Genomic DNA, 25,525 nt, shown 5'->3' with positions numbered 1-25,525 from the left:
GATAAGCGTTCGCCAACGCCACCGGCCAAATTGGGAGTCTTTCAACGTAAAGTACCAACTCAACATTGTTTTAACTAACCCCCCGTAAAAGTATGATTTTTTTTAAATGCTGTTCTCATATCCAGAAAATCAGATGGAGACAGCGAAGTAAACGGTTAGCCATGTGCCCTGGAGGGTATGACGATAACCATTACGTTAATCAGTTTAGAAAACGTATGCTCCTGCTAGTCCTGCTGATATGCTTTATTTGCCTTAAATTAAGTGCAGTTGCCTTAGCTCAGGGAATTACCATTGCAGTAAGGAATGCCCCGATTGCAACCGTTTTCTCACTTATTGAAAAGCAAACTGACTACATTTTTTGGTATGACAAGGACCAGGTCAGATTTGCCAGGCCGGTAACGCTTAACCTGAAGAACAGTGCATTGCCCAGGGTACTGGAAGCCTGCTTTAAAGGCCAGCCTTTTACCTACCTTATAGGAGAGAAGTCCATAACTGTAAAAGCAAAGCAGCAGGGAATTCTGAAGCAAAGCCCGAAAATGTCAAAGGATACATTAATTAGAGGTAAGGTACAAGATGAACAGGGGAATCCATTGTCGGGCGTAAGCGTAAAAGTAAAAGGAACAGCTACATCAGCGATGACCAACACGAAAGGGAATTTTTCTATTTTGTTAAGAACAGATCATTTCTCCGATTGGGTTTTGGTTTTTTCTTTTATTGGTTATAAAACTGAGGAAGTAAAACTGACAGGGAAAAATGAGATTTTAGTTGCTTTAAAAGAGGGTAAAAGAGAGCTTCAGGAGGTAAATGTAACTGTCAATACGGGCTATCAGACACTTCCAAAAGAACGGGCCACAGGCTCCTTCTCCTATGTAGATAATAAGCTTTTTAACCGCAGTGTTGGTACAAATATTATAAACCGACTGGATGGGGTTACGAGCGGATTAACTTTTAATAAACTAAGTAATAAGACGGGTGGCCTTTCCTCGAACGGTGGGGATCCGGGAATTAGCATAAGAGGAAGAAGTACCTTGTTTGCAAATACGGAGCCCCTGATAGTTTTGGATAACTTCCCTTATGAAGGAGATCTGGCAAACATCAATCCAAATGATATTGAATCGGTTACCGTATTAAAAGATGCAGCAGCAGCATCGATCTGGGGTGTTCGGGCTGGTAATGGGGTTATTGTTTTGACATCAAAAAAAGGGAAAGCTAATCAGGTTCCAAAAGTATCATTTAACACGAATATAACTGTTACTGGTAAACCAGATTTGTACAGTGTACCACAAATGACATCCAAAGAGTATATTGAACTCGAGAAATATTGGTTTTATAAAGGAAAGTACAATCCTTATTTAAATATACCCATTCCGGTATTTACGTCGTACCCAATTTCTCCTGTAATTGAGATATTGGGAAAAGAAAGAAAAGGATCATTATCCCATACAGAAGCAGAAGCTCAGCTGGATTATTATCGTAGTATTGATTCTCGGGATGATTATACGAAATACTTCCTAAGAAATGCTGTCAATCAACAATATGCTTTGAATATAACGGGGGGATTGGGCCACCATCAGTATTATCTTTCAGGCGGCTATGATAGAAATCTGGATAACATCGTATCAAACAGTTATAATAGAATCAACCTTACCGCAAATAACTCATTTATTTTTCTGAAGGATAGATTAAAGTTGGATGCAAATATCTTCTTTACTAAAAGTAAAACAAGAAGTAATCCTGATACTTATAATATTGACGCTCCTTATTTACAGGTTGTAGGTAGCGAAGGGAACGCGATTTCAGTTACTAGAGATTATAGACCAGCTGCGAAAGATAATTTGGTTAACCAGGGCTTATTAGACTGGAATTATTATCCCTACAATGAGCGGCTAAATAATAACAACGAATCAGATTTAACAGATTACAGGTTAAGCTTGCAATTGAATTATAAAATATTGCCAAAATACGTGAATGTAAATGTTAGTTATCTTTATCAACAGGGGAATAGCGCACAAAATGTGATAAGACGGTTGGATTCTTATTCTACGAGAAATCTCATTAATCAGGTAACTCAAATTTCTTCTACCGGGGAACTAATTCATCCAATTCCGCTCGGAGCAATTGCAGATTTCTCTGATAGTAATTATCAAAGCAATTCAGGAAGGGCATCTATCAATTACAACCAGATTTTTGGAACAAAACATGAGATTAACGCGATAGCAGGCGCTGAAATAAAGGATTATACTTCATTTAATAAATTTTCCAGGTTGTATGGTTACTATGAAGCAACGGCAACCGCTGTTACTGTTGATTATTTTAGGGATTTTCCAATTATAATTAGTAACGGGAATTTTAGAATTCCTAACCCTGATAGCCAGGGTGGAATTTCGGATCGTTTCTTATCTTATTTTACTAATGCAAGTTATACTTATGATAAAAAATATACCTTATCCGCAAGCGCCAGAAAAGATGAATCAAACTTATTCGGCGTTGATGCAAATAAAAAAGGTGTGCCTTTGTATTCACTGGGTTTAAGCTGGGTGATAAGTCAGGAAGATTTTTTCAAAACTAGTTTATTGGCTTATTTACGATTCAGATTTACTGACGGATATAACGGAAATTTAAGTAAGGCTTTATCATCCTATACGACTTCAAAGGTTCTCGCCAATGTTAATCCTGATTTTTATGTGCCGCAACAAGTCATTGTGAATCCTCCAAATCCTGCACTTAGATGGGAGAGAGTTCACGTAATGAATGCAGGAATAGACTTTTCATCAAAAAACGATATAATCTCCGGAAGTATTGATTTCTATATGAAGAAAGGCGAAGACCTGATAGGAGATAGCCCCATAGCACCTCAGTCAGGGTTAATTTCATTTAGAGGAAATACAGCCAGTATTCTAACAAAAGGCCTTGATTTCACTTTGAACAGTACAAATCTTAAGGAAAATTTTGGCTGGACAAGTAATTTTTTATTCAATTATGTTAAAGACAAGGTTACAGAGTATAAAATGCAGGCAGGGGCTAACAGTAACTATGTAGGGCAAAATTATAGCAACCCTTTTGTTGGAAAGCCATATTCTTCTTTATTTGCTTATCAATGGGCAGGATTAGATGGAAATGGCAATCCTCAGGGTTATCTGAATGGCAATCTTAGCAAAGATTATAGTGCCATGTTGAATTCCACTGATCCAGGAAATCTGAAATATATAGGCACAGGTTTGCCAACTTTTTTTGGGAGTTTAAGAAATAACTTTCAGTACAAAGGATTCGAGTTGTCTTTTAATCTGACCTTTAAGTTTGGGTATTCTTTCAGAAGAGGTTCATTTACGTCTTCATCAGGTTTCAGGTCTGCGGATTACGCCAACAGATGGCAAAAATCTGGAGATGAAAAGAAAACTGATGTTCCATCATTAAGTTATCCAGCCGATGCTCAAAGGGATGCTTTTTATCTAGGTTCAGAAACTTTAATCGAAAGAGGTGATCATTTACGGTTGCAAGATATTCGACTAAGTTATACCATTTCAAACAATCATCATACTCTGCCATTTCAAACACTTCGTTTGTACGGCTATGCAAGTGGTCTCGGCTTAATTTGGAAAGCGAATAGTAAAGATTTAGATCCGGACTATACAGGAAACGGCTTTTACAGACCAGTCGATCCTAGAGCCTTTGCGATCGGATTAACAGCTAATTTTTAAAAAAGGAGGGGAAAATGAACTTTCATAAATTGCATTTTTTTGCTATAGTTATTATATTCTTTTTTACTTCTGCATGTAAGAAAGAATTCTTAGATAAAAAGCCCAATACTAATATTGTAGTTCCTCAATCCCTTGAGGACATGGTAAATCTGTTAGATAATAGAGAAGTCATGACGCTTGTCACTCCCGCTCTAGGAATACTTTCAGGTGACGAATACTACTATCCCTCTATTGAAGAGTATAACAATTCAGGGATAAAAACAGAACGAAATAGTTATATATGGGCTAAAGATATTTACCAGGGTGACAATCAGGTTCCAGATTGGAATCTGCCTTATAAGGCTATTTTCACGAGTAATGTAGTACTGGATCAATGGGATAGGCTCAATGATTCCGATAAGCAGAGTGCAAAAGGGAAATTTGTAAAAGCTTGGGCCTTATTTTCAAGAAGCTATTCGTTATATAATCTGGTCCAGATTTTTGCTCCGGTGTATAATAAAACTTCAGCTGTAAGCGATTTGGGAATTCCATTGAAGCTATCTCCAAACGTAAATAACATTGAACCCCGTGCTACGGTAAAAGAAACATATGATCAAATCCTTTCAGATTTAGAATCGTCAATTGATCTATACTCGGATTCATTCCCTACAAATAACCGTAATAGGCCATCAAGAGCCGCTTTATATGCGCTCCTAAGTAGGATATACTTAAGCATGCAAGAATATGACAAGGCACTTACATCAGCTAATAATTCCCTAAATACATATGACATGTTGATTGACTATAATTCACTAGACACTTCATCAGTGTACCCATTTTTGGTTTCTAATGATGAGGTAATCTTTCAAAGTACAATTCATTTTTATTATTCTGTACCAATAGTAGGGCCTGGCGCTACGACCGTTATTAATCCTGACTTGATTAAATTGTATGATGAGAATGATTTAAGGAAAGATACTTTTTTTACTTCTGAAAATGGTGTTTTTTACTCTGGAAAAGGAGGTTATGCGGGTCAATCAGGCGCACCTTTTTCAGGGCTTGCTGTTGATGAAATATATTTGATAAAGGCAGAGTGTTTGGCACGGAATGGAGATTACAACTCTGCAATGGATGTGCTAAATAAATTATTGATTAAAAGGTGGAAGGTTGGTACCAACACTGGTATGACGACTTATGTTAATCAATCGGCTTCATCTTCTTCTGAAGCGTTAAGTATAATTCTCCTGGAAAGGCGAAAAGAGTTGTTTTTTAGAGGATTACGCTGGACTGATTTAAAGCGTATGAATATAGAGGGCGCGAATATTACCCTAACCAGGGTATTAAATGAAAAGACATTTTCCTTACCTCCTAATGATTCTAAATATGTTATGCCTATTCCAGATGATGAAATAGCATTAAGCAATATTCAACAAAATATTCGATAATCAAATAACTAAAATAAAATAATATGCAAGCTCGAATGCTTTTAGTTCTAATTTTTTCTGCTCTTTTGTGTAAGGCTAGTTTAGGTTTACCAGGCGAGATTAATTTGACCATACACAATTATGATTCAATAGCTGTAGGACAAATTTTAAAGGTGGAATATTTTAAGGAGTATTCTTTATATGGAAATTGGCCAGTCTCGAAATATTATGAGTGTGAAATGACTTTTAATACCTCTGTTTGTCACTTTAAATATCTAGGAGAGAGTGGATATTATAGAATTAGCTTCACCGATTCTTATGGGGGGGTGATTAATGGCAGACCATTTTTTGTGGAGGCTGGTGATAATGTTACAATGGTATTAAAAGGGAAAAAAGTTACTTTCACCGGCCCGGGATCTGAAAAGTATACCTGCCAGTTAGCAATATTTAATGTTGGTATCAATACACGTAATTATGGTTATAAAGGTAGAATTGACTCAACTTATCTGGCGAAGTATATGGTAGACCTTGATCAATTTACCACTGATAGGATGAAGATTCTTAATCAATATAAGTCAAAAATTAATAACAAGGTTTATAAGGTAATTCGAAATAACATTGAGTATGGTACGGAATTAGCTAGGATTTCAAATCTCAGGACTTTCTTTCTAAATGATTTGAGCCAGCAGGAAAAGGAAGCAATATTTCTTTTTTTATCCAAGTACGCCGGAGATAAATTTATCACCTCTTCTGATGATGCGAAGTATAATTCTAATTCCTATTTTGATTACCTTTTAATGAAAGAAGCTGTAAATGTAGATTTGGCAATTTATCGCAAGAAAATTGGAAGTAAGTTTGCATTTCTCTTTCATAATATTATGAATAGTTATTACGGTGCTACTCGGGATCGACTCCTGATGAGTTCTATTTTAGGTGATATTTCTTATCGCGATAGTACAGACTATTATAGAAGCGTAGCGTTAAAATTGGTGAAGGATAATTTTAGCAAATCTACTTTGAAAAATAGTATGAAATTATTCGGTGTCGGTACGCCTGCGTTTAATTTTAAATTGCAAGATTCAACTGGTAAGTATGTTCGACTTACCGATTTTCGTGGAAAAATCGTTATTTTAGACTTCTACTTTAATGGATGTCATGGATGTGCTAATTTAGCCAAAGGGATGGAAGAGGTTATACCTTATTTTAAAAACAATCCCAATGTTGTTTTCGTTTCCATAAGCATAGACAAGAAAATTGATATATTTAAAAATGCCATTAAAAGTGGAAAATATACAAATGAATCAAGTGTTAATTTATATACTAATGGGCTTGGTGAAAACCATGAAATCATTAGGCATTACCAAATTCAAGGCTATCCATTTTTAATGATTATTGATTCCGTAGGTAATATTTTAGAGAGCAATCCACCTTATCCTAATTTTGGTGAAGGGTTTACAACTAAATTCATCGCAATTATTAATGCTGAATTAAAGAAGATTTATAACAAACCAAGTTAAATAGGAAATAGACCTAGTGAGCGAATTGCCCACTAGGTCTGATCAAATTAAAGACCAGTATAAATTCTGTTGAGAGCAGAAATTTGATGTGCTCCAGCAGCTGTCAGGGTGGCAATAGTTGTAGTAGCACCCAGGTCGACGCCAACTGTGTAAGCGCACTTGTTGGTCAAAGGTCCGATACATTTAGTCGCGTCAAAAGGCTGAGTTAATTTAAAATACTCACCGTTTGGTTTTTGACCATAGGTAAACACTACACGGCTAGTTGAAGCAATAGCAGAGGACAAACCAACAAAGGCTGCAGCAGCCACGAGAACTAATTTTACACTTTTCATTTTTGTGTTTTTAAGTGGTTAAGAATAATTGGATTTATGTACTTGCAAGTATTATTGAATAGAGAAAGTTTTCACCATTTTTCTCTTATTTATTAAATATGATGAGTAAGTAAACGTTATAAACCAACATAGTACCTATTAAGTCCATAAGGAACAGCTCCAGCAGCTGTAAGTGTGGCCTTAGTTGTTGTAGACCCTAGATCAACTCCAACGGTATATATGCAACGGTTTGGTGCTGCACCAATACATTTGGAGGGGTCATATGGCTGAGTAAGTTTGATGTAATTGCCATTAGCCATTTGACCATAAGTAAATACAACACGTCTAGTAGATGCAATTGCACTGGATAGACCAATAAAGGCTGCTGTAGCCACAAAAACGAATTTTATAGTTTTCATTATTTTGTGTTTAAGTATTTAAGAATAATTGTTATTATGGCATTGGTAAGAATCATCTAACAAGATTAATTCCTTAGTTGTATCATTTCAAAGTCGTGATATGTTTATTTATATAGCATCTAGGAGTTTAATTTAGATACCTTCTGTTATAATCATGACCTGTAAACAAACCTGCTGACAATAATTCTTGAAATAAGCTATCGGACATGGTATGAACTCCGAAATCTGTTGTCGTCCAATAACTGCAATAAGAATTAGGGAGTGGGACGCAATTGGAAATATCGTAGAAATTGACCTCTTTAGCACTATCCAAGGTACGTACCCAAATATGATTGGTCCGTTCACTGATCTGGTTTTCTCTGGATGACGCAATCCCTATTAAAGCAGCCGCGACAAGGAAAATAAACCGTTGCATGTGTAATGTTTTTATTTTTAATGCAAAGATATTCGACCCTCTGAGTAACTCGTATTAGTTCTGCCACTTTGGTGTTTTGATGTCCGATTTTCAAGCCAGATTGCTGCAATAGCTATAATAATGAAAAAGGAATTGAATGCTAGATGTTGTTGCCAGGTAAATGATCTGATTACCCCTCCGCAGCTACATGGTATTCTTCCGTAGTAGTTTAGATTTACCAGAACTACATATCCAGTAAAACAAAATAAAAGTCCCGCGGTAAAAAATAATCCGATTCTCCTGAATCTTGGGATTGCCAGGAGTATAATTGCGACTATCTCCGAAATTGGCACACCATATATTAAAAACCTTTGGAGCCAGGGTACTAGCGGTTGGGCTTTCATTGCCATTACATTCTCTTCAAATTTCAGGAGTTTTATTGATGCTGTGTACGCGAAAAGAATGACAAGAATTGCGATAAAGATTTCCAGTAAGATTTTTTTAATTTTCATATGGATGCACTTTAATATGTTCTGATTTTATTTTCCCTATTTGAAGGTCCTCAATGTATTTGTTTATTTCATGCTCCAGTGCTAACATATTTGGACGTACTGTTGGGTCTGGATTTAGAAGATTGTTGATTAATCCAGTTAACTGATTGGAATCTGAATATTTGTTTATTTTTTCATAAACTTCTTCGTACTCCTTTGAGATCATGGTGGAAGGGTGCTCACCTACTATGAGAAAGGCAAGCAAAGCCCCTAAACTATACATGTCAACCTGCTCTGTTGGTCGCTCCAGATTGATTTGCTCTGGTGCTACATAGCCCAGCGTTCCCAGTAGAAAGGGTTCTTCCGGTTCACCGGATTTTGTATTGTAGCTCAACTCGAAATCTATAATGCTGAGATTATCATTTTTATCCACAATGAAATTATGGTCTTGGATATCCCGGTGCACATAACCTAATTCATGAAGCTTTGCCACAATGCCCAATATCTGCTTATAGAAGTTTAGTATTTTTTTCTTAATTGCGGGTGATAAATTTACCCATGATTCTCCGCTTTTCAATTCTTCAACCTTTTTCGGTAAGAGCTGACCTTTTAGATTTTCAATTACTAGATAATAATTCCCGTTTTCTTCGAAATAGTCTACGTACTTTGCTGTAGGTATATAGTTTCCTACTTCAACAAGTACTTTTTTTTGCCAAGAAAACCGATCCTTTATATCCCGTCCATTGAAATCTTCAAATACACAGTGCCTGCCTTCTTTTATCACAACCTCCTTGAACTGTAAGCTTTTTAAACTGTAAGCGAGGAAGACTTCTCCCTTAGGTCCAGGTCTTAATATTTTATCTTTCAAATAGAACCATCCATACCATTTTTTGGAGCCTTTATGTCTATATTTTCTACTTATTGAAAAAGGAATTTTTGACGCGTTTGGAACCTCGAGGGATAATACTTCCTTTACTTCGGCATCCTGTACTCCTCTTAAGGTAGCCCAATGTGCATAGATATTCTTTCCAACTCGTAAGGAATACGGAACCTCCGCGCCCAGATAATCCTGGGTTAAGGATTCAATTGTCTTCACAACTTCTTTGGCAACGTCCTCTGTGCTGCAATAGACTGTTAGAAACTTGCCGACATCATGAAAATCAAATTGACCTGTGTTCAATTCGTATGCCTGTTCATCATCCTTGATTAGGCGGAATGAAACGTTAAGATTTTTGATTTCAGGCATGATCCGCTTTAGAATTTCTGCTACTTGAGCGATTTTTACCGAGATGTACAAAACCCAATTATTGTTAAGCATTGGTGTTCCGTGAATCAACCAGGGACCTTCTTCCACATAGTCGAGGCCCAGTCGGTCAAGCAAAGTTGAGTATACGCGATAAACGATTTCTTTATTCGCCTCCATGAGGTTTTATTGTTGACTATTTTTTAAATTCTTTATTTACAGGTAATACGAGCGACCTTTTTGTGAACTGGCTTTCCCCTCTGCTTCCAATAGCATTTCTTCACTTACAATTAGACCAACATTCTTAGGGCATTCATAGTAAAGGGGCTGATTACCACCTAAGACTGATTTTCCACTGTAGTGCTCATTAATCAGGAGATAGGCGTTAATTGTGCTGTCATAAGTATATTGAAAACACAGACTAGATTTGGATTGCTCCTTTGTTTCTGGTTCTGAAAAACAGAATAGCAAGATCAGTAGATAATTCATACTGGTATTATTTCTAGGTTGTTTAAATAACTAGACCGGCGAAGTCATTGAGGAACATAGCAGCCCTTTCTTGAGCTTGGTATTGCTCCTGCTGCGGTTAAACTGGCCTCATAGGTGTATGTTCCCAGATCAACCGGGCTTTCGTAAAAGCATGGTCTAATAAAGGCAATCGCACAGTTTGCCGGGTTATAATTTGAAACCCTGGTATATTGATGGAACACGTCATCACAGATGTTGACATAATAGATAACGACTCTGTTGGATTCAGCATATGCTGATAGCATTCCAATAACAGCGGAAATTAGTATTGCTAGAGTTTTTAGGAATTTCATGATGCGTTTTTGTTAATGGATGACATTACTTAATATAGCACCTTAATAATAGACTCGGTATTCCGCCTGCTGCATCTATATAACCTTTGTTGCTGCCAGTCCCTGATCTCTGGATACTTCATGCCAACTTGGATGAGGACTGGGAGGTATGCTTTTAGATGGATCAAGCAGCCCAGTGATTTTAATATACGGGCTACATTTTTTTTAATATATGAAAGGGACTCTGTGCCTCTGAATAGACCTTGAAGAATCCCAATAAGATGCTGCAAGTAAGCAGGACACTTTTACACCATTTCATAAATGGAATATTTTAGGGTGTGATGTTTTCTTTGTGCCTATTTCACGGGTTTTCTGAATTTTTTCCTTCCGGTTATTTTGAGTTTTCTGTTGGCATTTCCAATGATGTAAAACTAGCGCGGACCACTGCAATTTCTTTTCAGTTGAAAAGAAATTATGAAATATTTTTTCTGCTGTCCTGTTGCAGTTGAATTTTGTAGTTTGAATTTATGCAGTGTTTCAACAGTGCATGTTAATTAACGATTTGGTTATATTTTCAACTTTAATTGATGGAAATAGTTTCTGAAAAAGATGTTTTACCCATCTTCAATTTCTCGTTGGATGATTTGCCTGGCGAGCGCTGGTTACCTGTCTATGGTTGTGAGAAGTTCGCTTTGATCTCACAGTTTGGCCGTGTGAAAAGGATTGCGCGTGAATTTCAGACAAACACCGGGGCAATTCGTTATTATAAGGAACGAATTTATAAATCGAACGTCAAGACGACCATAGTATTCAAAGATGGTGGGTATCATTATCAGTTGATTTGCATTGTATGTGCGGAGAGAGTACACTATATCTTCAACGTCATGAGGCTGGTGTATTATTTATTCAATAAGGAGTTTCCCTTTCATAATGCTGATTTTTCCGTTGTAGCTAAGAACAGAAATGATTTGGATATCCGTCCGGAGAACTTAGAACTCATATACCGACCTGATTCAAAAGCCGTCTTCCTGAGTACTCGTCAGAAATTTACTCCGGAAAGGAAAATGCGCCTTTTTAAGAACGCTACTTATGCTAAAGAGGTTATATATCGTAGGGCGCAAATTTCCTGCTATGCCCAGAATGGTTCCAGGATCTGCACCTTTGAAAACATCTATAGGGCTCACCTGCAGACCAAGCTCTCCGTTACCGACATTGAACACGCAATAGCGAACCCCTTTACTTTATTGAGAGATTTTTATTGGAGAAGCGGTAAGAGTGAGTCTATCGATACCTCCTTAATGCAGATGCAGCAGCAACAGATTCAAAACGAGCAGCGAGGTGTCCAAATCACACAATTTGACTTGAACGGAAATCCGATTAACTATTATTACTCGGTTGCTGAAGCAGCCAGGGATAATGAACTAAATGAAACGGATCTGTTGGATTGTATACACGGGAAAGAGCAGGTGGCCGGATACTTCTTATGGAGAAAGGGTTACTGGGATACGCCCATACCTGGGTTATGAGAATTCCATCATTGCGAGGAAGGAACGACGAAGCAATCTATAAGCCAGGCAGAGGCAATCTTTTCAACTGCTGTTTAGAGTCGGTAGCTTATTGGAATTTTATTGCTGAATGATCCCCCTTTGTTATGGACAATAACCCGATAATAGACGACTTATTTTCTTATACCTTTATGGTTCTCCATCGCAGCAGGAATTTTAAGTACTTGCTTTCTCCTGAATTAAAACAGAGGTGGAGGGAAGAACTACTCCATGTCCCTGATTGCTACAATTATCATCTTACTCATGATGCAGACTATAATCTGTTTAAAATTATTTTGCTGGCCGGTCATTTCAGAGCCGGACTAAGGCAGCCAAGAATCGTTATGGGTTACAATATGTTCAAGCGACTGGAAGGCTATATGACCGCCTTTCCCCATCTAATGGAGGGTAATATTTTTTGGGATCAACTGACCTCCTTAGATGGGGGTAAGTTTAACCTGCTGTTTTCCAAGTTAACGATGGCTGCTTACTTCAAACATTACCGATTGGACGTACAATTTCGATGTGACGGGACTTCTTGCTTTACAGATGCCCCACTGAACGTTTACGATAACCGCGGTAACGCCGCACAATTCCAGGTACTTAAATCTAACCCCGGTCTTTTTACACAGCAACCTTTGCCCGAATACGATAGACTAAAAATTGGATTCATTACATTGAAACAACTGATGGATAATTGCCACATCGATGAGCTGAAAGACCAGACCATTATGATTGTTAAGTCACCCATTTTCAATTTATCCAGAGGATCAACTCCTGGCAGGCAGTTCAACCCGGCCGCCTATTTGAGATTGCTGATAGGACAGCAGGTGTTAAAGGATGGGGCTGGAGTTATTTTTTTTCAGGATATTTTCACCGATGCAGATGTTCCCTCTGCGATGAACCGTTTGTCAGTTTACCTGTTTTACGATAAAACCAGAATTCCCATTTCAAAAGAAAGGAGCTAAAAAGGGTCTCAATCGCAGCATTGCGAGAAACAACAACCGGTCATTGCGAGGAAACATGACGAAGCAATGTATTTTCGATAAAATACTTATTTACCCAATAATATTACTGTTTGATATTTACTCTTTCTTTTATCGCTTTCGCCTCCGATAAAAGATTAATTATATTTTGATCTTCAGGGGCAAATTTCAGTCCTTTTTGAAATAGATCTATGGCTTGATTACAAGTATCAATAGAATTTGTAAATATTGTAAGACGTTTTAAAGCTAAACCATAGTTTACAATTATCATTAAGTTTTCTGGATTCGCATTGTATGCTATTTTATATAAATCAATAGCCTGAATAACGAGGTCTATATCTTTTTTTTCGTAACCTAAATTGGCTTTCGCCAGAGCTGCCTTAGTTACAGTTTCAATATGACCTTTTCCCCCTCTGATCAGCGCTTCATTGAAATTAAATACGGCCTTTTCAAGAGCCTTTAGCTCAAAATTATTTCGTTTGGCGCGTTCAAGCCATATTTTTCCCAGCAATCCATAGATTTGGAAGATATCAGGATTTAGCATTTTGGCTCGTTCTAGATTTTTAATTGCTTCATCTATGAATTCTTCTTTTACATTCTTGAATCTCGGCGCCCTTGAAAGCATATTTGCGAGATTAAAATGGACGCTCCAATTATCATATGCAAGTTCGTTTGCCTTACGAAGCATTTGTATTGATTCCTCAAAGATTTTTTCACTTTTCACTAGGATTGCAAACTCCCCCAGTGCTGAGCCTAAATTAGAATAAGCCTCAAAGAGGTCAGGTTTGAATTCAATGGACTTTCTAAACTTTTCAATAGCAGATTGTATAACTGGAAGGTTATTATTTAGCCTGCCGTCCATGAACAAGGTTGTTCCCCAATCGTCATAAATAAAAGCAAGATACATTTGTGCATCAGCGTTTCCGGATCGTTGAATATCGTTCTCTATCTCAGTTACTTTATCATAATTTCTATTAGATAAGATTTCTTTTGCCTTCTCTATCAGTATTCCGACTTGAATATTCTGATCATTGAACTGTGGCATATTGGTAAAGCCACGTCCTTCTTCAAAGCCTTCAATCGCGGCATTTACCCATTCCAAAACATTTTTTGTCCAGAGAATTTTTGTTTTGCCTTGTAGTTCAAAGTCACCTATTATCTCCAGAGATTCTTTGACATGGCTAAATGGCTTGCTCAGTATATTAGGTTCTGCGACCTTTAATTCCTTTTTGAGGCCGTCCATAAAGGTGTCTGCATTGTAGCCTTCGATTAAATAACATTCCTTATTGGCGGTCTCTAGAAATGTTTGAACGTTCTGATTTGGGGCGTCATATTGATAGCCGATCCAATATAACCCAAATTCAAATTTCTCTATTTGAGATAAAATCTCAAAAACCGGGTCGGCGCCGCTATAGCCCAATACAATTATTGCCTTATTAGCCAGTTGACTCGTAAAAAAGGTATTGACATTCTTAGCGCCATATTCCATTTCAGATTTGGTATTGAATTGCCAGAATCCATAAGATTGCCCGTGCAGGTAGGCAACTGATGGCGTTTCAATTCCGCCCAGAATAAAGCCTTTACTTGCAGCTAAATCATAAACATTTGGATAGATATTAACCAATGATAGGGCCTTGACCATCAATTGATCAAAATTTACGGTAGCTATTGTATCTATGTATCCTTGTTTCACTAGCGCCGCAGCGTATAAATGCGCTTGATTTATTCTGGCAGTTTCCGTGTACTCTTTTAAGAATTGCTTCCTGTATCCTGCTGGTAGTTTGGTCATACAGGAAACATAACCCTTGTCCGACAAATCAGTCATGAAAGAGCCATATTTCCTATGATTGATTAATATGTCAGCTAATTCTCCGGCTAATGGTACGCCGGCGGACCTGGACGCCCCAGCACCCAAAAATAAAATGGCACTTTTATTATCTTCTTTTAAAGTTCGGAGTAGTTTCGCTAATTCTTGGATGGATGCTTTTCGGATCATTGATTTGGGGATTTTAATACTTCCTTCGTTCAGAACGATCTAAGCTTTAAAAATAATGCAGTTTTTCGAAATAATTAATGACACAAATGTTCCATTTTCCTGTGTACAGAAATGATTTTTATGGTGCAAAGTAGATGAGATGGCATTATGCTTATTTACAATATATCTTCCTCTTTTATCTCATCATTTTTGCGTTTGTAATGCAACCTTTTTCGTTTACCCGTAGCATCTATGGCAAACCATTTCGCGTTGGTAAATAAGGCGCCTGCACCTTTGCCTGCATGTTGATCTGTATCTACATCTAATACCTTTCCCCCATAATAAAATGCAACATTTCTTTTCAGGATGGTGTGCCCCACAATGATCAGCGTACAGTTATAGAAACGGAGTATCTTTTCCAGCTCAGCGGTGGTCGTTCTGGGTGGCAGGAAGTATCCCCTGTACCAGAAAGGCGAGTCCTTCCCGAAGAATACTTTCATGGAATCCGGCAAATCCTTTTTGGAAGAGGCGTAATAGGGCCTGCATTTGGAATTGATGGTTTCCACGGAGAGTTTGTGCTTGTAGACTTCCGGAGACATGCCTGCATGGAGGAACAGTTTCCCACCTATGCGCTCGATGATGTTTTTTGTCCTCAGCCACCTGCCCAGTTCTGTATTATGATCATACAACCGCATATAGCTTATACCCAATAATTTCGCACTTTCTAAATATTTAGGTTCCACATAGCGTAGATCTCCGCTCAGGTTCATAATTTCATGATTGCCGAGCAGGGTATGTACATAGCCACCCTGTTTTTTCGCCTCCTGTTCCAGTTTGTACAATAGCCACAAAGTTTCAGGCACATTGTTGCCGCGGTCGAACAGATCGCCGTCAATTACCAGCCGGCCTTTGCCGAATGTCCAGTTGTATTTTTCGTCAATAACTTTATTGGCAATTAAGATCTTTCTGAATGTCTCAAACTCGCCTTCAATATCTGACAGAATGAACAGTTTTTCGATATTGAGCTTGAAGTCTGCCGGTTCATTCTCCAGCCTGGATTGAATGGGAACAGTAAAGTTCCAGTCAGCGTGATCTTTAAAGCTGACCTGCACTTCCTTTGGATTTTCTAACCTGGTTATCTGGTTGTCGATGATGGCCTTAACAACAGGTTTCCCGTTTTCATAAAACAGGTACGGGCCATCATTTAGTAGCGCGGTATCCTGAGCATTTACGGCAGGGATGAACAGAAAGGAAGAGCGCAGTGCCAGGTAAACTTTTTTGAAGCCATTCATGGTTTTAGCGTTAAATGACGGATAATCTGAATCTCCTGCTGGCTGAACGGGGTACCATCTTTTTTAAAGATGTCATGGTACCAGATTTGTGGTTCAGGCTCGCCTCCCTTGTTTCCCTGCGGGTAGTTCGTTTGTGTTTTGCCTGCTACCAGGCCCCAGTTGATGGCCGCTACATTTTCTTTTTTCAGCATGGGTGTAACACTCATAAAAGTACTCTGGTTCACCCTTTTCATATACTCCGTGCAGAACAGTGGTCTGCCATATCCTTTAAGCGTATCAATGGCCGCTCGCATTGAGCTGCTATCCCGGTAATTGTGATAGCTGATCACATCTGAGTTTTCCAGCTGAAAGGCATTGAAGGCTTTGAAGTCTTTGTTCCAGATCCCGATGGTAACCGGTTGCCGTAGCGGGATTGACCTCGACCAGGCTACCACATTCTTCAGTAAAGGCCAGCTTTTATCCCCATGCCCGAAATGCCCCGGCTCATTGTACAGGTCCCAGGCGATAACGCGTTTGTCCTTTCTGAAGGTTTGCAGTACATCCTTGACGTAGTTTTCCAAAGTATCCATTAATGCGGGATTGGTATCGATCAGGCCCCCCGGATCTTTAAGCCATCCGCTATTGTGGACACTCGGAGTTGGAGCCGGTTGAGGGCCGGCATGGTACTGGTCTTTCCAGCAGTCATCGAAAAACACAAACATGGTTTTAATATGATGGCCATGAGCGATTTTTAAATAGGCCTTGATCCGGCCTTTAAAGCCTTCAGGATCCTGTACCCAGGCGACATGGTGGAGATATACCCGCATGACGTTAAACCCTATGGATTCCGCATAACCCAGTTCCCGGTTAATGGTGGTAGGATCAAAACTTTCTCCTTGCCACATTTCCAGCTGGTTGACTGCCGTGGAGGGAATAAAATTAGCACCGGCCAGCCAGCCCTGCTTTTTATACCAGGCCGCTGCTTTTGCTTTTGACCAGCTTTGGGCCTGTATGGTGTAAATCGGAGATAGAAAAACAATCAGTAATAGTCGGTGAAACAGCTTCATAGTTTTGGTGGTAATTAGATGAAATGATATTATGCCCGCATTTATCCGCCCCCGCTTTTAACGGGGCAAATATCATCTTTCTACGCCAAATACTGGTAGCTCATTTCGAATTATTTATCACTGAGATCCAGTTTTTCTATTACCACACCAGATAAGATAATTAACAGGACCATGGGGAATACCAGGTACCGGAACACGATGGGAGAGGCAAGGATACCAAAGGCTGCATTGACCAGCAGCAAACAGGTGAACAGCAATAGGACAGTTTTAAATTTTGGTGCCTGGGATTTGAATTTCCCTCCCCTTAGCAAGCTGAAAAAAGCCCAAAGGAAGATAAAGTTGAGCGCGCCAAAAAGCGCAGGAAAGAACATCAGGATAGCCTTTTGGCCATTTAAGGAAACCGCAGTGACTTCATCCTTTGGGTAATCAAACCAGTATTGCGCGATGGGGTAGACCCGGAAGCTACCTAAATTGTACACATTAAGTTTCTCTATCGGCGGCAACCAGTAGTTTAAAGTATTCGGAAGTATGAAATACCTGACGAAGGCCACCGGATAATTTTTTGTTAGGAACTTACCGTAACTGGCATAGATCGGTGATACCGATCCCCAGGACTGGATGCCGCCGCTGCTATCTTCTTTTTCGCTCATTTTTTGTGCTAAGTAGACCTTCAGCGGAGCGTTTTGATCCCGCAGGTAGAAGGCGCCGTCCGAAGGACGCAGGTCCTTCATCTGTGGCCCCGCCTTTTGGAAAAAACGAAGTACAGTCTGGTGAAATTCCGCACATGCTGCCGGTGGCGTTTCCTTCATTTCAATATGGGGGAACATATACAGGGCATTGTTGGCCAGTTGCCAGCCCCCGAATACGGAAAACTCCTTTGTTCCGGTGTATTTTTTTGTTTCATTACTGGTATAGTTCATAAATAATCCCATCAGCAATACCGGAAGGAGGATTCCCGTTGTTTTATAGATTACTTTTCTGCCGGACATCAGGTAGGCAATAGCGCTGATAATTGGGTAATAAATGGCATTGTACCGCACCGTAAAAGCTATCGCAATCAGCACGGAATGAACTACAAGCAGCAAAACCGTGGGTCTATGCAGCAGGGTAATGAGCTGCGCAGCCCAGCATAGGCTGAGTGCGAGGAACAAACCATCGCTGGAGATATAATTGCTGAGATAGGGAATGACTGGATTCAGCATCAGCACGTAAAACAGGATATTGCTGACCAGTTTACCGGGCCGGTAATAATAGAAGATTTTCAGCAGCAGGTAAAGAGTGGACAACTGGATACAGAAGTATTGAAATACCACCAGTGCAGTATCCGAATGGCTGATCTGGTGAAACAGCAGGATAAATTTAGTGTAACCGATGGGCCAGAGGTTAACATTTAGACCGGCTATTGCCGCATAGATATAACTGTAAGAATCGGAGAAAAAATCGGCGTAGGGGTATAGGAGTTTAAACAATGTGATTTGTAAAGTCATCAGCAGGAGTCCTGTGGCGAGGTACCGCCGATAGGCCTTTTCCCTGAATAACTCAGGAACAATACTTTGAGGGAAAGTTGGCATAGATTAAGGGTTTCTATCATAATAATAGGAAATTATGCCAACCTTAATTTGTCCATTTTAGCTATCCGAAACCTCGTACCTGGACTGAGCAATCCCATTCTCCAATTGCGGAAACTCATAATTAACAATAGGCTTGTTTTCAAATAGGCCGCACACTGGTGCGTATAGCTTTGGTGAGAGTATTTAATAACATGTTGATTGTCAATGATGTAAATTGATAGGCAAACTCAATCTTTTATGTGAATTTGGGATTTGTTAACATCCGGTTTACACATTAAAACACAGACAGCCCTAATTTTAGCAAAATTAAGGGCATGAAAGAGAAATACATTCAGTCGCTGGTATTTGATGTACCCCATGAAGACCAGGTGCTTAAAGTCTACTTTGAATTGAAGTACGGTGCGAATACCGCGATAATCAAACCTTATTTCAAATCCGACCTGGGCCATTTTCCGCTTTCTTTAGCCATCGGGTACGAAAGCGATGATGCTCCTTTTGATTCCGAAGCTGATTTATTGGAAGATATCACACAGGAAAAGCTTAATGATCACCACAAGGGGTGGAGCATATTGGAGAATGCCTGGAGCATTTTCAGCCAGCAGATAAGAGAGGATAAAAGATTCACAATGACTAGGCTTAAATCAGCACAGGAAACATGGATTTTTACAGTATTGCTTACTCATTTGAAACAGGACGCCATCACCTTTGTCAGGTTACTCCGATTAAATGGAGTAGACTTCATCATGCCGGTTTTCCATTCAACGGGGCTGTTACCGGCGCGTCACCTCGTGGATTTTGAATGCAGAGCTATCAATGTGACGAATCCTAGAATCCATGCTGAAGTATTAGCCCACTGCATGTCCCATAAAACATTTCATGAAGAATGCTGGCAGGCACTTTCACTAACATCCTTCCTACAGTTGAATGCCGATTACGATCACATGTTACTTTAACGACAGTCGTTATGTTTGGTCTACTAATAATTGGTTGATGTACCAATAACTAGATATTTAGTTTGGTTGTAGGGGCGCCAAAAATAAATCGGCTTAGTCTCCATAACCCCTTAGAAAATGGCGAAGAGTTCAATTTAAGAACTAATTGGGTGATTTCCAAAATGCACACATGAAAATTTCACGACTCTATATTACAAATATTAAAAGTTTCAAACACGATGTTTTTGAGTTTGATCAAAGCTTTAATATCATAGTTGGTCCCAATGCCAGCGGGAAAAGTAATCTTCTGGATATAATTTCAATGACTTTACGAAAGTACTTTTTGGTTAGGCATACATTTGAAAAGTTGCCGACGTCTAATAAGTATCAAACATCTACACCACACTTTAGTGGTATACTCGATAGGTTTAATAATACGACAGAAGACAGCGAAATAGAAATATTTTTCGTTATAAAACAACAGGACATAGAGAATATTGCGATGTTGCAATCAATTACCCCTGCCTTTGTAGATTTTTATAAAGCTAATTTTCAGAATGGTTTGACGCCAGCAACATTTTCAAATATTAACTGGGACTTCTCAACCTTGGTACCCGATGAGGTGATTTCATTTAAAATCAAGAATGACAAATTAGATACCTCTCTAACTTATTCTTTCAAGGCACCTGTTTCTGGTCAAGATCAACAGGAAGTATTATTGATTGATTTTAAAAAGCAGTTGTTTCTGGCATACCTAAATCTTTATGACTATTATAGCTTTTACCTGACAAAAACTGGAGAGGCTCTACTAAGACCGCCATATTTGTTTATGGGACCTTACAGAACTACCACTGGACCAGATGAAAATCAAAGTGTCCTGTCAACAATAAACTATAATCAACAAATTTTGACGCTTTCGAACGCAGATTCTAAAACTCCTTCCTCATTATTAGGATTAGCAACCACATATTTTTCACGTAAGTATCTGTCCATGGTCCAGATGGCTAAAGAAGTGGGATATCTCACAATATGGGACAATGATCCGGAGGTAAAGTTGGTTTCACGTTATTTATCCATCTTAGGTTATAGATGGGAAATGGATTGGATTAACAAGGATACAAATGCTTTTGAAATTTTGTTGATTAAAGATGGTGATAAGTTACGACTGAACGATGCTAGTTCGGGAGAGAAGGAAATCATCAATTACATTTTTGGGATTTTCGCTTTTAGAATTGCAAATGGTATCATTGCAATTGATGAGCCGGAACTTCATTTGCATACAAGGTGGCAGTATTTATTGCTTCAACTTTTTAAAGACTTGGCTGAGATTACTGGTAACCAGTTCTTCATTACCACCCATTCACCTGTTTTTATCCAAAAGGAAACTCTTCCTAACCTAATTCGGATTTATAAAGCAGGTAAGGAAAGTCGGCATGTATCCCTGAATCACCGAATTACAGCCAACATAAAAGAACATTTACACATCATCAACACAACCAATAACGAAAAGATATTTTTTGCTGATATGGTAATTCTTGTGGAAGGAATTACCGACAGACTTGTATTTCAGAAGATAGTAAATGTAGTGCTAAAAAAACACGATAAGCTATTTGTTGCTGAAGTAGTAGACATTGGAGGAAAGCATAACATAGACAAATACCGCAGCTTCTTGGATTTATTTAGAATTCCGAATGCTTTTATCGCTGATCTTGATTTTGTTAGTCAGATCAAAAACAACGGCCTGGATGACCTGTTTGTTACCAATAGGAAGAAATTGGAAAGATTTGTATTTACGAATGGCTCCAGTACGGACAATATGGCTCTGATAGATATTTTAGATGAGGCAATTACCCAAAATGATCTTAAAGCATTATCCAAATTTAGAGACTATCTAAAGAGCACCAAACAAAAATTAAAGCCCGGAATTAACGCTATAGAACTAAAGCGTATTGAGGATTTTACGATTGCCCAGCGTGCAAATAGAAATTACATCCTAAGTAAAGGTGATATTGAAGATTATCTGCCTGAGACTCTATCAGCTAAGGATCTAAATAATATTATAGAATTATTGAAGGACGATGAATTTACAAAGTGGCAGGCAGAGGCAGGTTATCAATTACTTGAGCATTTAATTGAAGAGATTCTGAGAAACAATGGATTTATAAAAGAATAGTAACAATTTAACCTGAGTAATTAAATAAATCCGGACTCGATTGTAGTTTCTGCTCTGATCTGCTTTTATTTAAAATATTTTACTATATTTAAGCCCTCAAAAGTTTTAACCTACCCTATTGAAGCCTGCACAAATCCAAGGCTATTATGGAGAAAATCTTGTTAGTACAACCGTACAGCGGAAATTTTATTGAAGTAACTTTTGGCAATCCCTCCAAAAAACAAGATCCTTTTTTTGTACTTGGACTTTAGTAATCCCTGTTACTTTTTACATATTATAAAAAAACGATAAAATGCCCATAGTAAAAATTTTAGTATCTCTTTTTTTGCTCTTCCCTTTTGTTTCCCGCTCCCAGACAAAGGATACCTATTGTGAGCTAATTGCACAAGGAAAATTGTTCTCTCGAAAAGTTAGTCTTGCTGATGACTTTGCACAAAAGTCATCATTCTGGAAGGGTTTGGACGTTATTAAAGATGAAATGTCTGGCAAGGCAAAGAAATTTAACTCGGTTGTCGGATACCCTAAATTATATGGGCTCGGAAGGGTGGAAATTGTTTAATGCTTTTCCAATAACCACTGGAGGACAGAATGTATATCATTTTGTTTTTAAGAAGAGGCCCCGGCCAGCGAAATTCAAAAGGCAGAACCACAAGACTATGATCCCGACAAAGGAAGTCGACGTCTAAGATTAATTCGCGTATATGACAGAGCATGAACTAAAGGATGCAATTTTAAGCTGCTTGAACGATGCCCCTACTCACCTCGTTCCAACGTCTGGATTAACTGAGCTATTCGGTGTTTCTGAAGATCAGATGTTAGACGCGATTGAATTAAAACAGCTTTCATTTCCAAATAATTTCAATTGCATATGCCAAGGTTTATTCCTATTAAAGAAAATGAATCTCATATTGAGCAGTTTTCGGTTTTTCTGACAAGATGCAGAGTATGGCAAATAATCGAATCGTGATTCGCCTGACAGAAATATTGAACGAACAATATGGACAAGTTAAGTGCGACACTCATCCATCAAGTTAATCGATCAAAGAAATGGGTGGAAGATAGCCGCTTAAGGAAACTGAATGATGAGCTGCAGAAATTTGTCTTATTTTATTCATCGGCCTCATTTCAATCGCTCCATCGATCTGTTTAAAGAGTAATATTTTATTATAATATGATAAATGTAGAATAAGAAATCAGTGCTTTAATATCAAATATTGAAGTAGTCTCAAAGAATAGTAATTACTGGTTAATCAGAACACAATCAGGGAAGTACTATGAAGCATTTAAGCAACACGGATTTATAGCCATCGAGCATGAGGATATATCTCTTGGTTTGTTGCATGACTTAAAACGTGCGAGTGCTGGTAATGCAATTGCGTTTTTTGAATCCTTAAAAGCAAAAGTAATAGAGTTTTACCCCGACGACAAAACTCCAGGTTTGACAACAAACCAGATCATTAGGTTTATGTATGAGTTAAAAAGAGGAGACCTAATCATTATTCCTTCCGAAAATTCGCGTATGCTGACATTTGGTGTTGTATCTTCTGATTTGATTCCAGAATTATCAGAACATGCGCTTTCAATTTCAGGTTGTCCTTACAGAAAAAGAAAGAACGTTAATTGGGTTAAAACTGTCCGTCGGGCTGATATGGACCCTTATTTATTTAAAATGCTGCAAGCTCACCAAGCCATCAGTAATATAAGTAATTATGCCGAGCTAATAGAGAGAACACTGAGAGACTTTTATATATTAAATGATGAGGTTAATTTAGTCCTGGATGTCACTAGTCAGAATGATATTGGAGCAATTGAACTTTTTGGATTTGGATATAATCTGATGTTGTTAGTAGAGGAGTACGCAAAAGAAAATAATATAACCGTTGACGTTGGCTCCGTTCAGGTGAAGACGTATTTAAATTCACCAGGCAAAGTTAACTTTAAGTCTATCTGTAAGAATTCGTTAGTTATTGCTGCAGGGTTATTATTTTTATGTGGTGGTGGATATGAGAACGGGAAAGTCAAGTTAAAGACTGATGGTTTACCTGCCTTAATAAAAAGTATATCTGATTTTTTGGATTCTCGTCATGATAGACAGGTGCAGGATAAGTTGATTCAGGCATCGATTGATAGCCTTGGCATTCACGACTCTGATAATTTCAACAAAGTAATGAAGCAGGCTGCAAGAAATAAAGATTTGCCTAAATAAGGATAATTTCTTAAATTATATTATGAAAGATTTGCTTAATTCAATCTCAGTATTATCAACATTTGCCTTGTCGGTGCTGATTTGTTTTTATGCATTAAATTTTACACTAGGAAGAATTAAATTTTTTCATAAAAATTATAGGCATTATAAAGCAATTGATACTGACTTCATTTTCATTGCTATTTCAGTGATTATCATTTTGGTACTTGTGTTTACCAATGTATTGAATTTTTATAAACCGTGGTAAAAAAGCTCCAAAACCGGCTTTTTTGCCTTGTTATAGCATAATGATGTGTTTTTTTGCCAAAACTGATTATACTCTTTTTTGAAAAAATATAACCCCATGAATAGTTTCTCAAAGTATAAGCCTGGAAATATCGTCATGACAACAAATGGCGAGATCATTGTTTATAGATCAGAGGACTTTGTTGGAATTGAAGAAATCCAGTTCCCCCACTATCACGAAATTGATATTTTGCCGGTTCCCCTAACCAAAGAGCGAATGAATGAAATGGGATATGAGTATAAAGAAGGTAATTGGATTCACGAAGGGGGCGAATCGATAATTTCCGGTAAGTATGTTATCGTAACAAGTGACCCTGAACGCGCCACCTTCTTTTCAGTGCACGAAATTCAGAACTATCACCATTCTGTAACTTATAAATACTTGGCACTGAGGAGGTAGATATAAAGCAAGCTATTGACCCTAAAGAACGCGGTGAGTACCTTGTAATTATATATATTTCGGCCTCAATGTTTTTTTTCGGTGCTCTAGGCTTTTATCGTAGTAATAAGTAATGCTCTTCTTTACCTTACGCAAATCCATTGCGTGGTCTCCCCTCATCTTTGTATGGTATTGCTAGTATCATTGTTTGCATACCGATCAATACGTATTTCTACTCATGTCAACCGTAGAACTACGCATTTTTATAAAGACAGTAAAACTTATGGATTTGTATTTTAATTTGCATGCTGTATGTGATTGTTTGTTGCATTTATAGGACCTTCAGGGTGTTATTCCATGCCTGATTGATTGTGATTGATGCTCTATGTCTGTGAAATGTTTGTCGCCTATATAATGTGATTTCTATGAATTGTCCTGCTGTTAGCAATAAGGTTTAAAGAAGCATTTTTTGTTTAACCGATTTATGTTTACCCAGATGATTGTATCATTTTTTCTTTCGCCGGCCAAAGCCGGATGCACATAAGTATTCAACTGAAGGATTGCAGAATCAGGCTATGATGCTGTACTAGAAGTAGTTTATTTGGTTTTTATAACCTTTGAATTTTCTCGTAGAGGATTTTTGCTGCGCTTAACTGTGGTAGATATTTGCTGCCTGAAGGGGAGAAGTATGCCCATACCTGAAGGAATATACAGGATTTTATTGGAATACCTACTGTATCTATGTTTCATAACCACCTTTACTATGATCGCAAGCAAAATAACGTTGTACTATACCTTTCAAAATATTGTATGAAAACACTTTGCCTCTTGATGGTATTGCTTACCTGTTCGGTCTTTGG

18 protein-coding genes are annotated in these 25,525 nt (G+C 38.2%); 10 read left to right on the top strand and 8 right to left on the bottom strand.

Translation table 11 applies throughout. The features are described 5' to 3' along the window. Positions 1-215: 215 nt before the first annotated feature. Genes PV783_RS24930 through PV783_RS24920 form a run of 3 tightly spaced genes read left to right on the top strand, consistent with a single transcriptional unit; the run spans position 216 to position 6,618 of the window. Positions 216-3,698: a SusC/RagA family TonB-linked outer membrane protein gene (locus PV783_RS24930; RefSeq protein ID WP_420990001.1), complete on the top strand. Its 3,483-nt coding sequence runs from the start codon at positions 216-218 to the stop codon at positions 3,696-3,698. Positions 3,699-3,712: 14 nt separating this feature from the next. Continuing rightward, positions 3,713-5,122, top strand: a complete 1,410-nt coding sequence (locus PV783_RS24925; protein ID WP_420990000.1) for a RagB/SusD family nutrient uptake outer membrane protein — start codon at positions 3,713-3,715, stop codon at positions 5,120-5,122. A 23-nt stretch (positions 5,123-5,145) separates the two neighbouring features. After that, on the top strand, positions 5,146-6,618 hold the full coding sequence (locus PV783_RS24920; RefSeq protein ID WP_420989999.1) for a peroxiredoxin family protein: 1,473 nt from the start codon (positions 5,146-5,148) through the stop codon (positions 6,616-6,618). Between the two features lie 47 nt (positions 6,619-6,665). On the opposite strand, the gene PV783_RS24915 is transcribed toward PV783_RS24920, so the two are convergent. The 4 genes from PV783_RS24915 to PV783_RS24900 form a co-directional block, all read right to left on the bottom strand. After that, on the bottom strand, positions 6,666-6,950 hold the full coding sequence (locus tag PV783_RS24915; protein ID WP_420989998.1) for a hypothetical protein: 285 nt from the start codon (positions 6,948-6,950) through the stop codon (positions 6,666-6,668). A gap of 116 nt (positions 6,951-7,066) precedes the next feature. Continuing rightward, positions 7,067-7,348, bottom strand: a complete 282-nt coding sequence (locus PV783_RS24910; RefSeq protein ID WP_420989997.1) for a hypothetical protein — start codon at positions 7,346-7,348, stop codon at positions 7,067-7,069. A 432-nt stretch (positions 7,349-7,780) separates the two neighbouring features. Continuing rightward, positions 7,781-8,254: a MauE/DoxX family redox-associated membrane protein gene (locus PV783_RS24905; protein WP_420989996.1), complete on the bottom strand. Its 474-nt coding sequence runs from the start codon at positions 8,252-8,254 to the stop codon at positions 7,781-7,783. Beyond that, the gene (locus PV783_RS24900) at positions 8,244-9,656 is read right to left on the bottom strand and encodes a protein kinase domain-containing protein (RefSeq protein WP_420989995.1); all 1,413 of its coding nucleotides are present in this window, start codon (positions 9,654-9,656) and stop codon (positions 8,244-8,246) included. The genes PV783_RS24905 and PV783_RS24900 overlap by 11 nt, the downstream gene beginning before the upstream one ends. Before the next feature lie 1,207 nt (positions 9,657-10,863). On the opposite strand from PV783_RS24900, the gene PV783_RS24895 reads away from it, so the two are divergent. Together PV783_RS24895 and PV783_RS24890 are read left to right on the top strand one after the other, a co-directional pair. After that, positions 10,864-11,802 (top strand): hypothetical protein, encoded by a 939-nt coding sequence (locus PV783_RS24895; protein ID WP_420989994.1) that lies wholly within the window; start codon positions 10,864-10,866, stop codon positions 11,800-11,802. A 125-nt stretch (positions 11,803-11,927) separates the two neighbouring features. Beyond that, positions 11,928-12,788 (top strand): hypothetical protein, encoded by an 861-nt coding sequence (locus tag PV783_RS24890; RefSeq protein WP_420989993.1) that lies wholly within the window; start codon positions 11,928-11,930, stop codon positions 12,786-12,788. A 103-nt stretch (positions 12,789-12,891) separates the two neighbouring features. Here the strand turns inward: PV783_RS24890 and PV783_RS24885 are convergent, their stop codons facing one another. The 4 genes from PV783_RS24885 to PV783_RS24870 all read right to left on the bottom strand — a co-directional run bounded on the left by PV783_RS24885 (position 12,892) and on the right by PV783_RS24870 (position 18,690). Next, entirely contained in the window at positions 12,892-14,802 is a 1,911-nt protein-coding gene (locus PV783_RS24885; RefSeq protein ID WP_420989992.1) for an SIR2 family protein, read from the bottom strand. 155 nt (positions 14,803-14,957) lie between these two features. After that, complete coding sequence (locus tag PV783_RS24880) at positions 14,958-16,073, bottom strand: metallophosphoesterase (protein WP_420989991.1); 1,116 nt, start codon at positions 16,071-16,073, stop codon at positions 14,958-14,960. Beyond that, entirely contained in the window at positions 16,070-17,119 is a 1,050-nt protein-coding gene (locus tag PV783_RS24875) for a cellulase family glycosylhydrolase (protein ID WP_420989990.1), read from the bottom strand. The genes PV783_RS24880 and PV783_RS24875 overlap by 4 nt, the downstream gene beginning before the upstream one ends. 110 nt (positions 17,120-17,229) lie before the next feature. Next, the gene (locus PV783_RS24870; RefSeq protein WP_420989989.1) at positions 17,230-18,690 is read right to left on the bottom strand and encodes a hypothetical protein; all 1,461 of its coding nucleotides are present in this window, start codon (positions 18,688-18,690) and stop codon (positions 17,230-17,232) included. 314 nt (positions 18,691-19,004) lie between these two features. Here PV783_RS24870 and PV783_RS24865 point away from each other — a divergent pair, with 314 nt between their 5' ends. The 5 genes from PV783_RS24865 (at position 19,005) to PV783_RS24845 (ending at position 24,686) form a co-directional block, all read left to right on the top strand. Next, complete coding sequence (locus tag PV783_RS24865) at positions 19,005-19,643, top strand: hypothetical protein (protein ID WP_420989988.1); 639 nt, start codon at positions 19,005-19,007, stop codon at positions 19,641-19,643. 169 nt (positions 19,644-19,812) lie between these two features. Continuing rightward, positions 19,813-21,795, top strand: a complete 1,983-nt coding sequence (locus PV783_RS24860) for an AAA family ATPase (protein WP_420989987.1) — start codon at positions 19,813-19,815, stop codon at positions 21,793-21,795. Between the two features lie 292 nt (positions 21,796-22,087). Beyond that, positions 22,088-22,354 (top strand): hypothetical protein, encoded by a 267-nt coding sequence (locus tag PV783_RS24855; protein ID WP_420989986.1) that lies wholly within the window; start codon positions 22,088-22,090, stop codon positions 22,352-22,354. 774 nt (positions 22,355-23,128) lie between these two features. Next, positions 23,129-24,001, top strand: a complete 873-nt coding sequence (locus PV783_RS24850; protein ID WP_420989985.1) for a hypothetical protein — start codon at positions 23,129-23,131, stop codon at positions 23,999-24,001. 343 nt (positions 24,002-24,344) lie between these two features. After that, positions 24,345-24,686, top strand: coding sequence for a hypothetical protein (locus PV783_RS24845; RefSeq protein WP_420989984.1), 342 nt, complete (start codon positions 24,345-24,347; stop codon positions 24,684-24,686). Positions 24,687-25,525 lie beyond the last annotated feature (839 nt).

The sequence above is a fragment of the Chitinophaga sp. CC14 genome (genome assembly GCF_048957795.1).
Taxonomy (GTDB): domain Bacteria; phylum Bacteroidota; class Bacteroidia; order Chitinophagales; family Chitinophagaceae; genus Chitinophaga; species Chitinophaga ginsengisegetis.
Note: the sequence above shows the minus strand (reverse complement) of the source record. Positions and strands in the feature narration are given on the sequence as shown.

Excerpts from the sequence above, each read along its gene's own strand:
- PV783_RS24880 (WP_420989991.1), bottom strand. The coding sequence starts at position 16,073 with ATGAATGGCTTCAAAAAAGTTTACCTGGCACTGCGCTCTTCCTTTCTG.
- PV783_RS24865 (WP_420989988.1), top strand. The coding sequence starts at position 19,005 with ATGAAAGAGAAATACATTCAGTCGCTGGTATTTGATGTACCCCATGAA.
- PV783_RS24910 (WP_420989997.1), bottom strand. The coding sequence starts at position 7,348 with ATGAAAACTATAAAATTCGTTTTTGTGGCTACAGCAGCCTTTATTGGT.
- PV783_RS24920 (WP_420989999.1), top strand. The coding sequence starts at position 5,146 with ATGCAAGCTCGAATGCTTTTAGTTCTAATTTTTTCTGCTCTTTTGTGT.
- PV783_RS24930 (WP_420990001.1), top strand. The coding sequence starts at position 216 with ATGCTCCTGCTAGTCCTGCTGATATGCTTTATTTGCCTTAAATTAAGT.
- PV783_RS24925 (WP_420990000.1), top strand. The coding sequence starts at position 3,713 with ATGAACTTTCATAAATTGCATTTTTTTGCTATAGTTATTATATTCTTT.
- PV783_RS24870 (WP_420989989.1), bottom strand. The coding sequence starts at position 18,690 with ATGCCAACTTTCCCTCAAAGTATTGTTCCTGAGTTATTCAGGGAAAAG.
- PV783_RS24855 (WP_420989986.1), top strand. The coding sequence starts at position 22,088 with ATGCCCATAGTAAAAATTTTAGTATCTCTTTTTTTGCTCTTCCCTTTT.
- PV783_RS24875 (WP_420989990.1), bottom strand. The coding sequence starts at position 17,119 with ATGAAGCTGTTTCACCGACTATTACTGATTGTTTTTCTATCTCCGATT.
- PV783_RS24905 (WP_420989996.1), bottom strand. The coding sequence starts at position 8,254 with ATGAAAATTAAAAAAATCTTACTGGAAATCTTTATCGCAATTCTTGTC.
- PV783_RS24900 (WP_420989995.1), bottom strand. The coding sequence starts at position 9,656 with ATGGAGGCGAATAAAGAAATCGTTTATCGCGTATACTCAACTTTGCTT.
- PV783_RS24860 (WP_420989987.1), top strand. The coding sequence starts at position 19,813 with ATGAAAATTTCACGACTCTATATTACAAATATTAAAAGTTTCAAACAC.
- PV783_RS24915 (WP_420989998.1), bottom strand. The coding sequence starts at position 6,950 with ATGAAAAGTGTAAAATTAGTTCTCGTGGCTGCTGCAGCCTTTGTTGGT.
- PV783_RS24885 (WP_420989992.1), bottom strand. The coding sequence starts at position 14,802 with ATGATCCGAAAAGCATCCATCCAAGAATTAGCGAAACTACTCCGAACT.
- PV783_RS24890 (WP_420989993.1), top strand. The coding sequence starts at position 11,928 with ATGGACAATAACCCGATAATAGACGACTTATTTTCTTATACCTTTATG.
- PV783_RS24895 (WP_420989994.1), top strand. The coding sequence starts at position 10,864 with ATGGAAATAGTTTCTGAAAAAGATGTTTTACCCATCTTCAATTTCTCG.
- PV783_RS24845 (WP_420989984.1), top strand. The coding sequence starts at position 24,345 with ATGAATAGTTTCTCAAAGTATAAGCCTGGAAATATCGTCATGACAACA.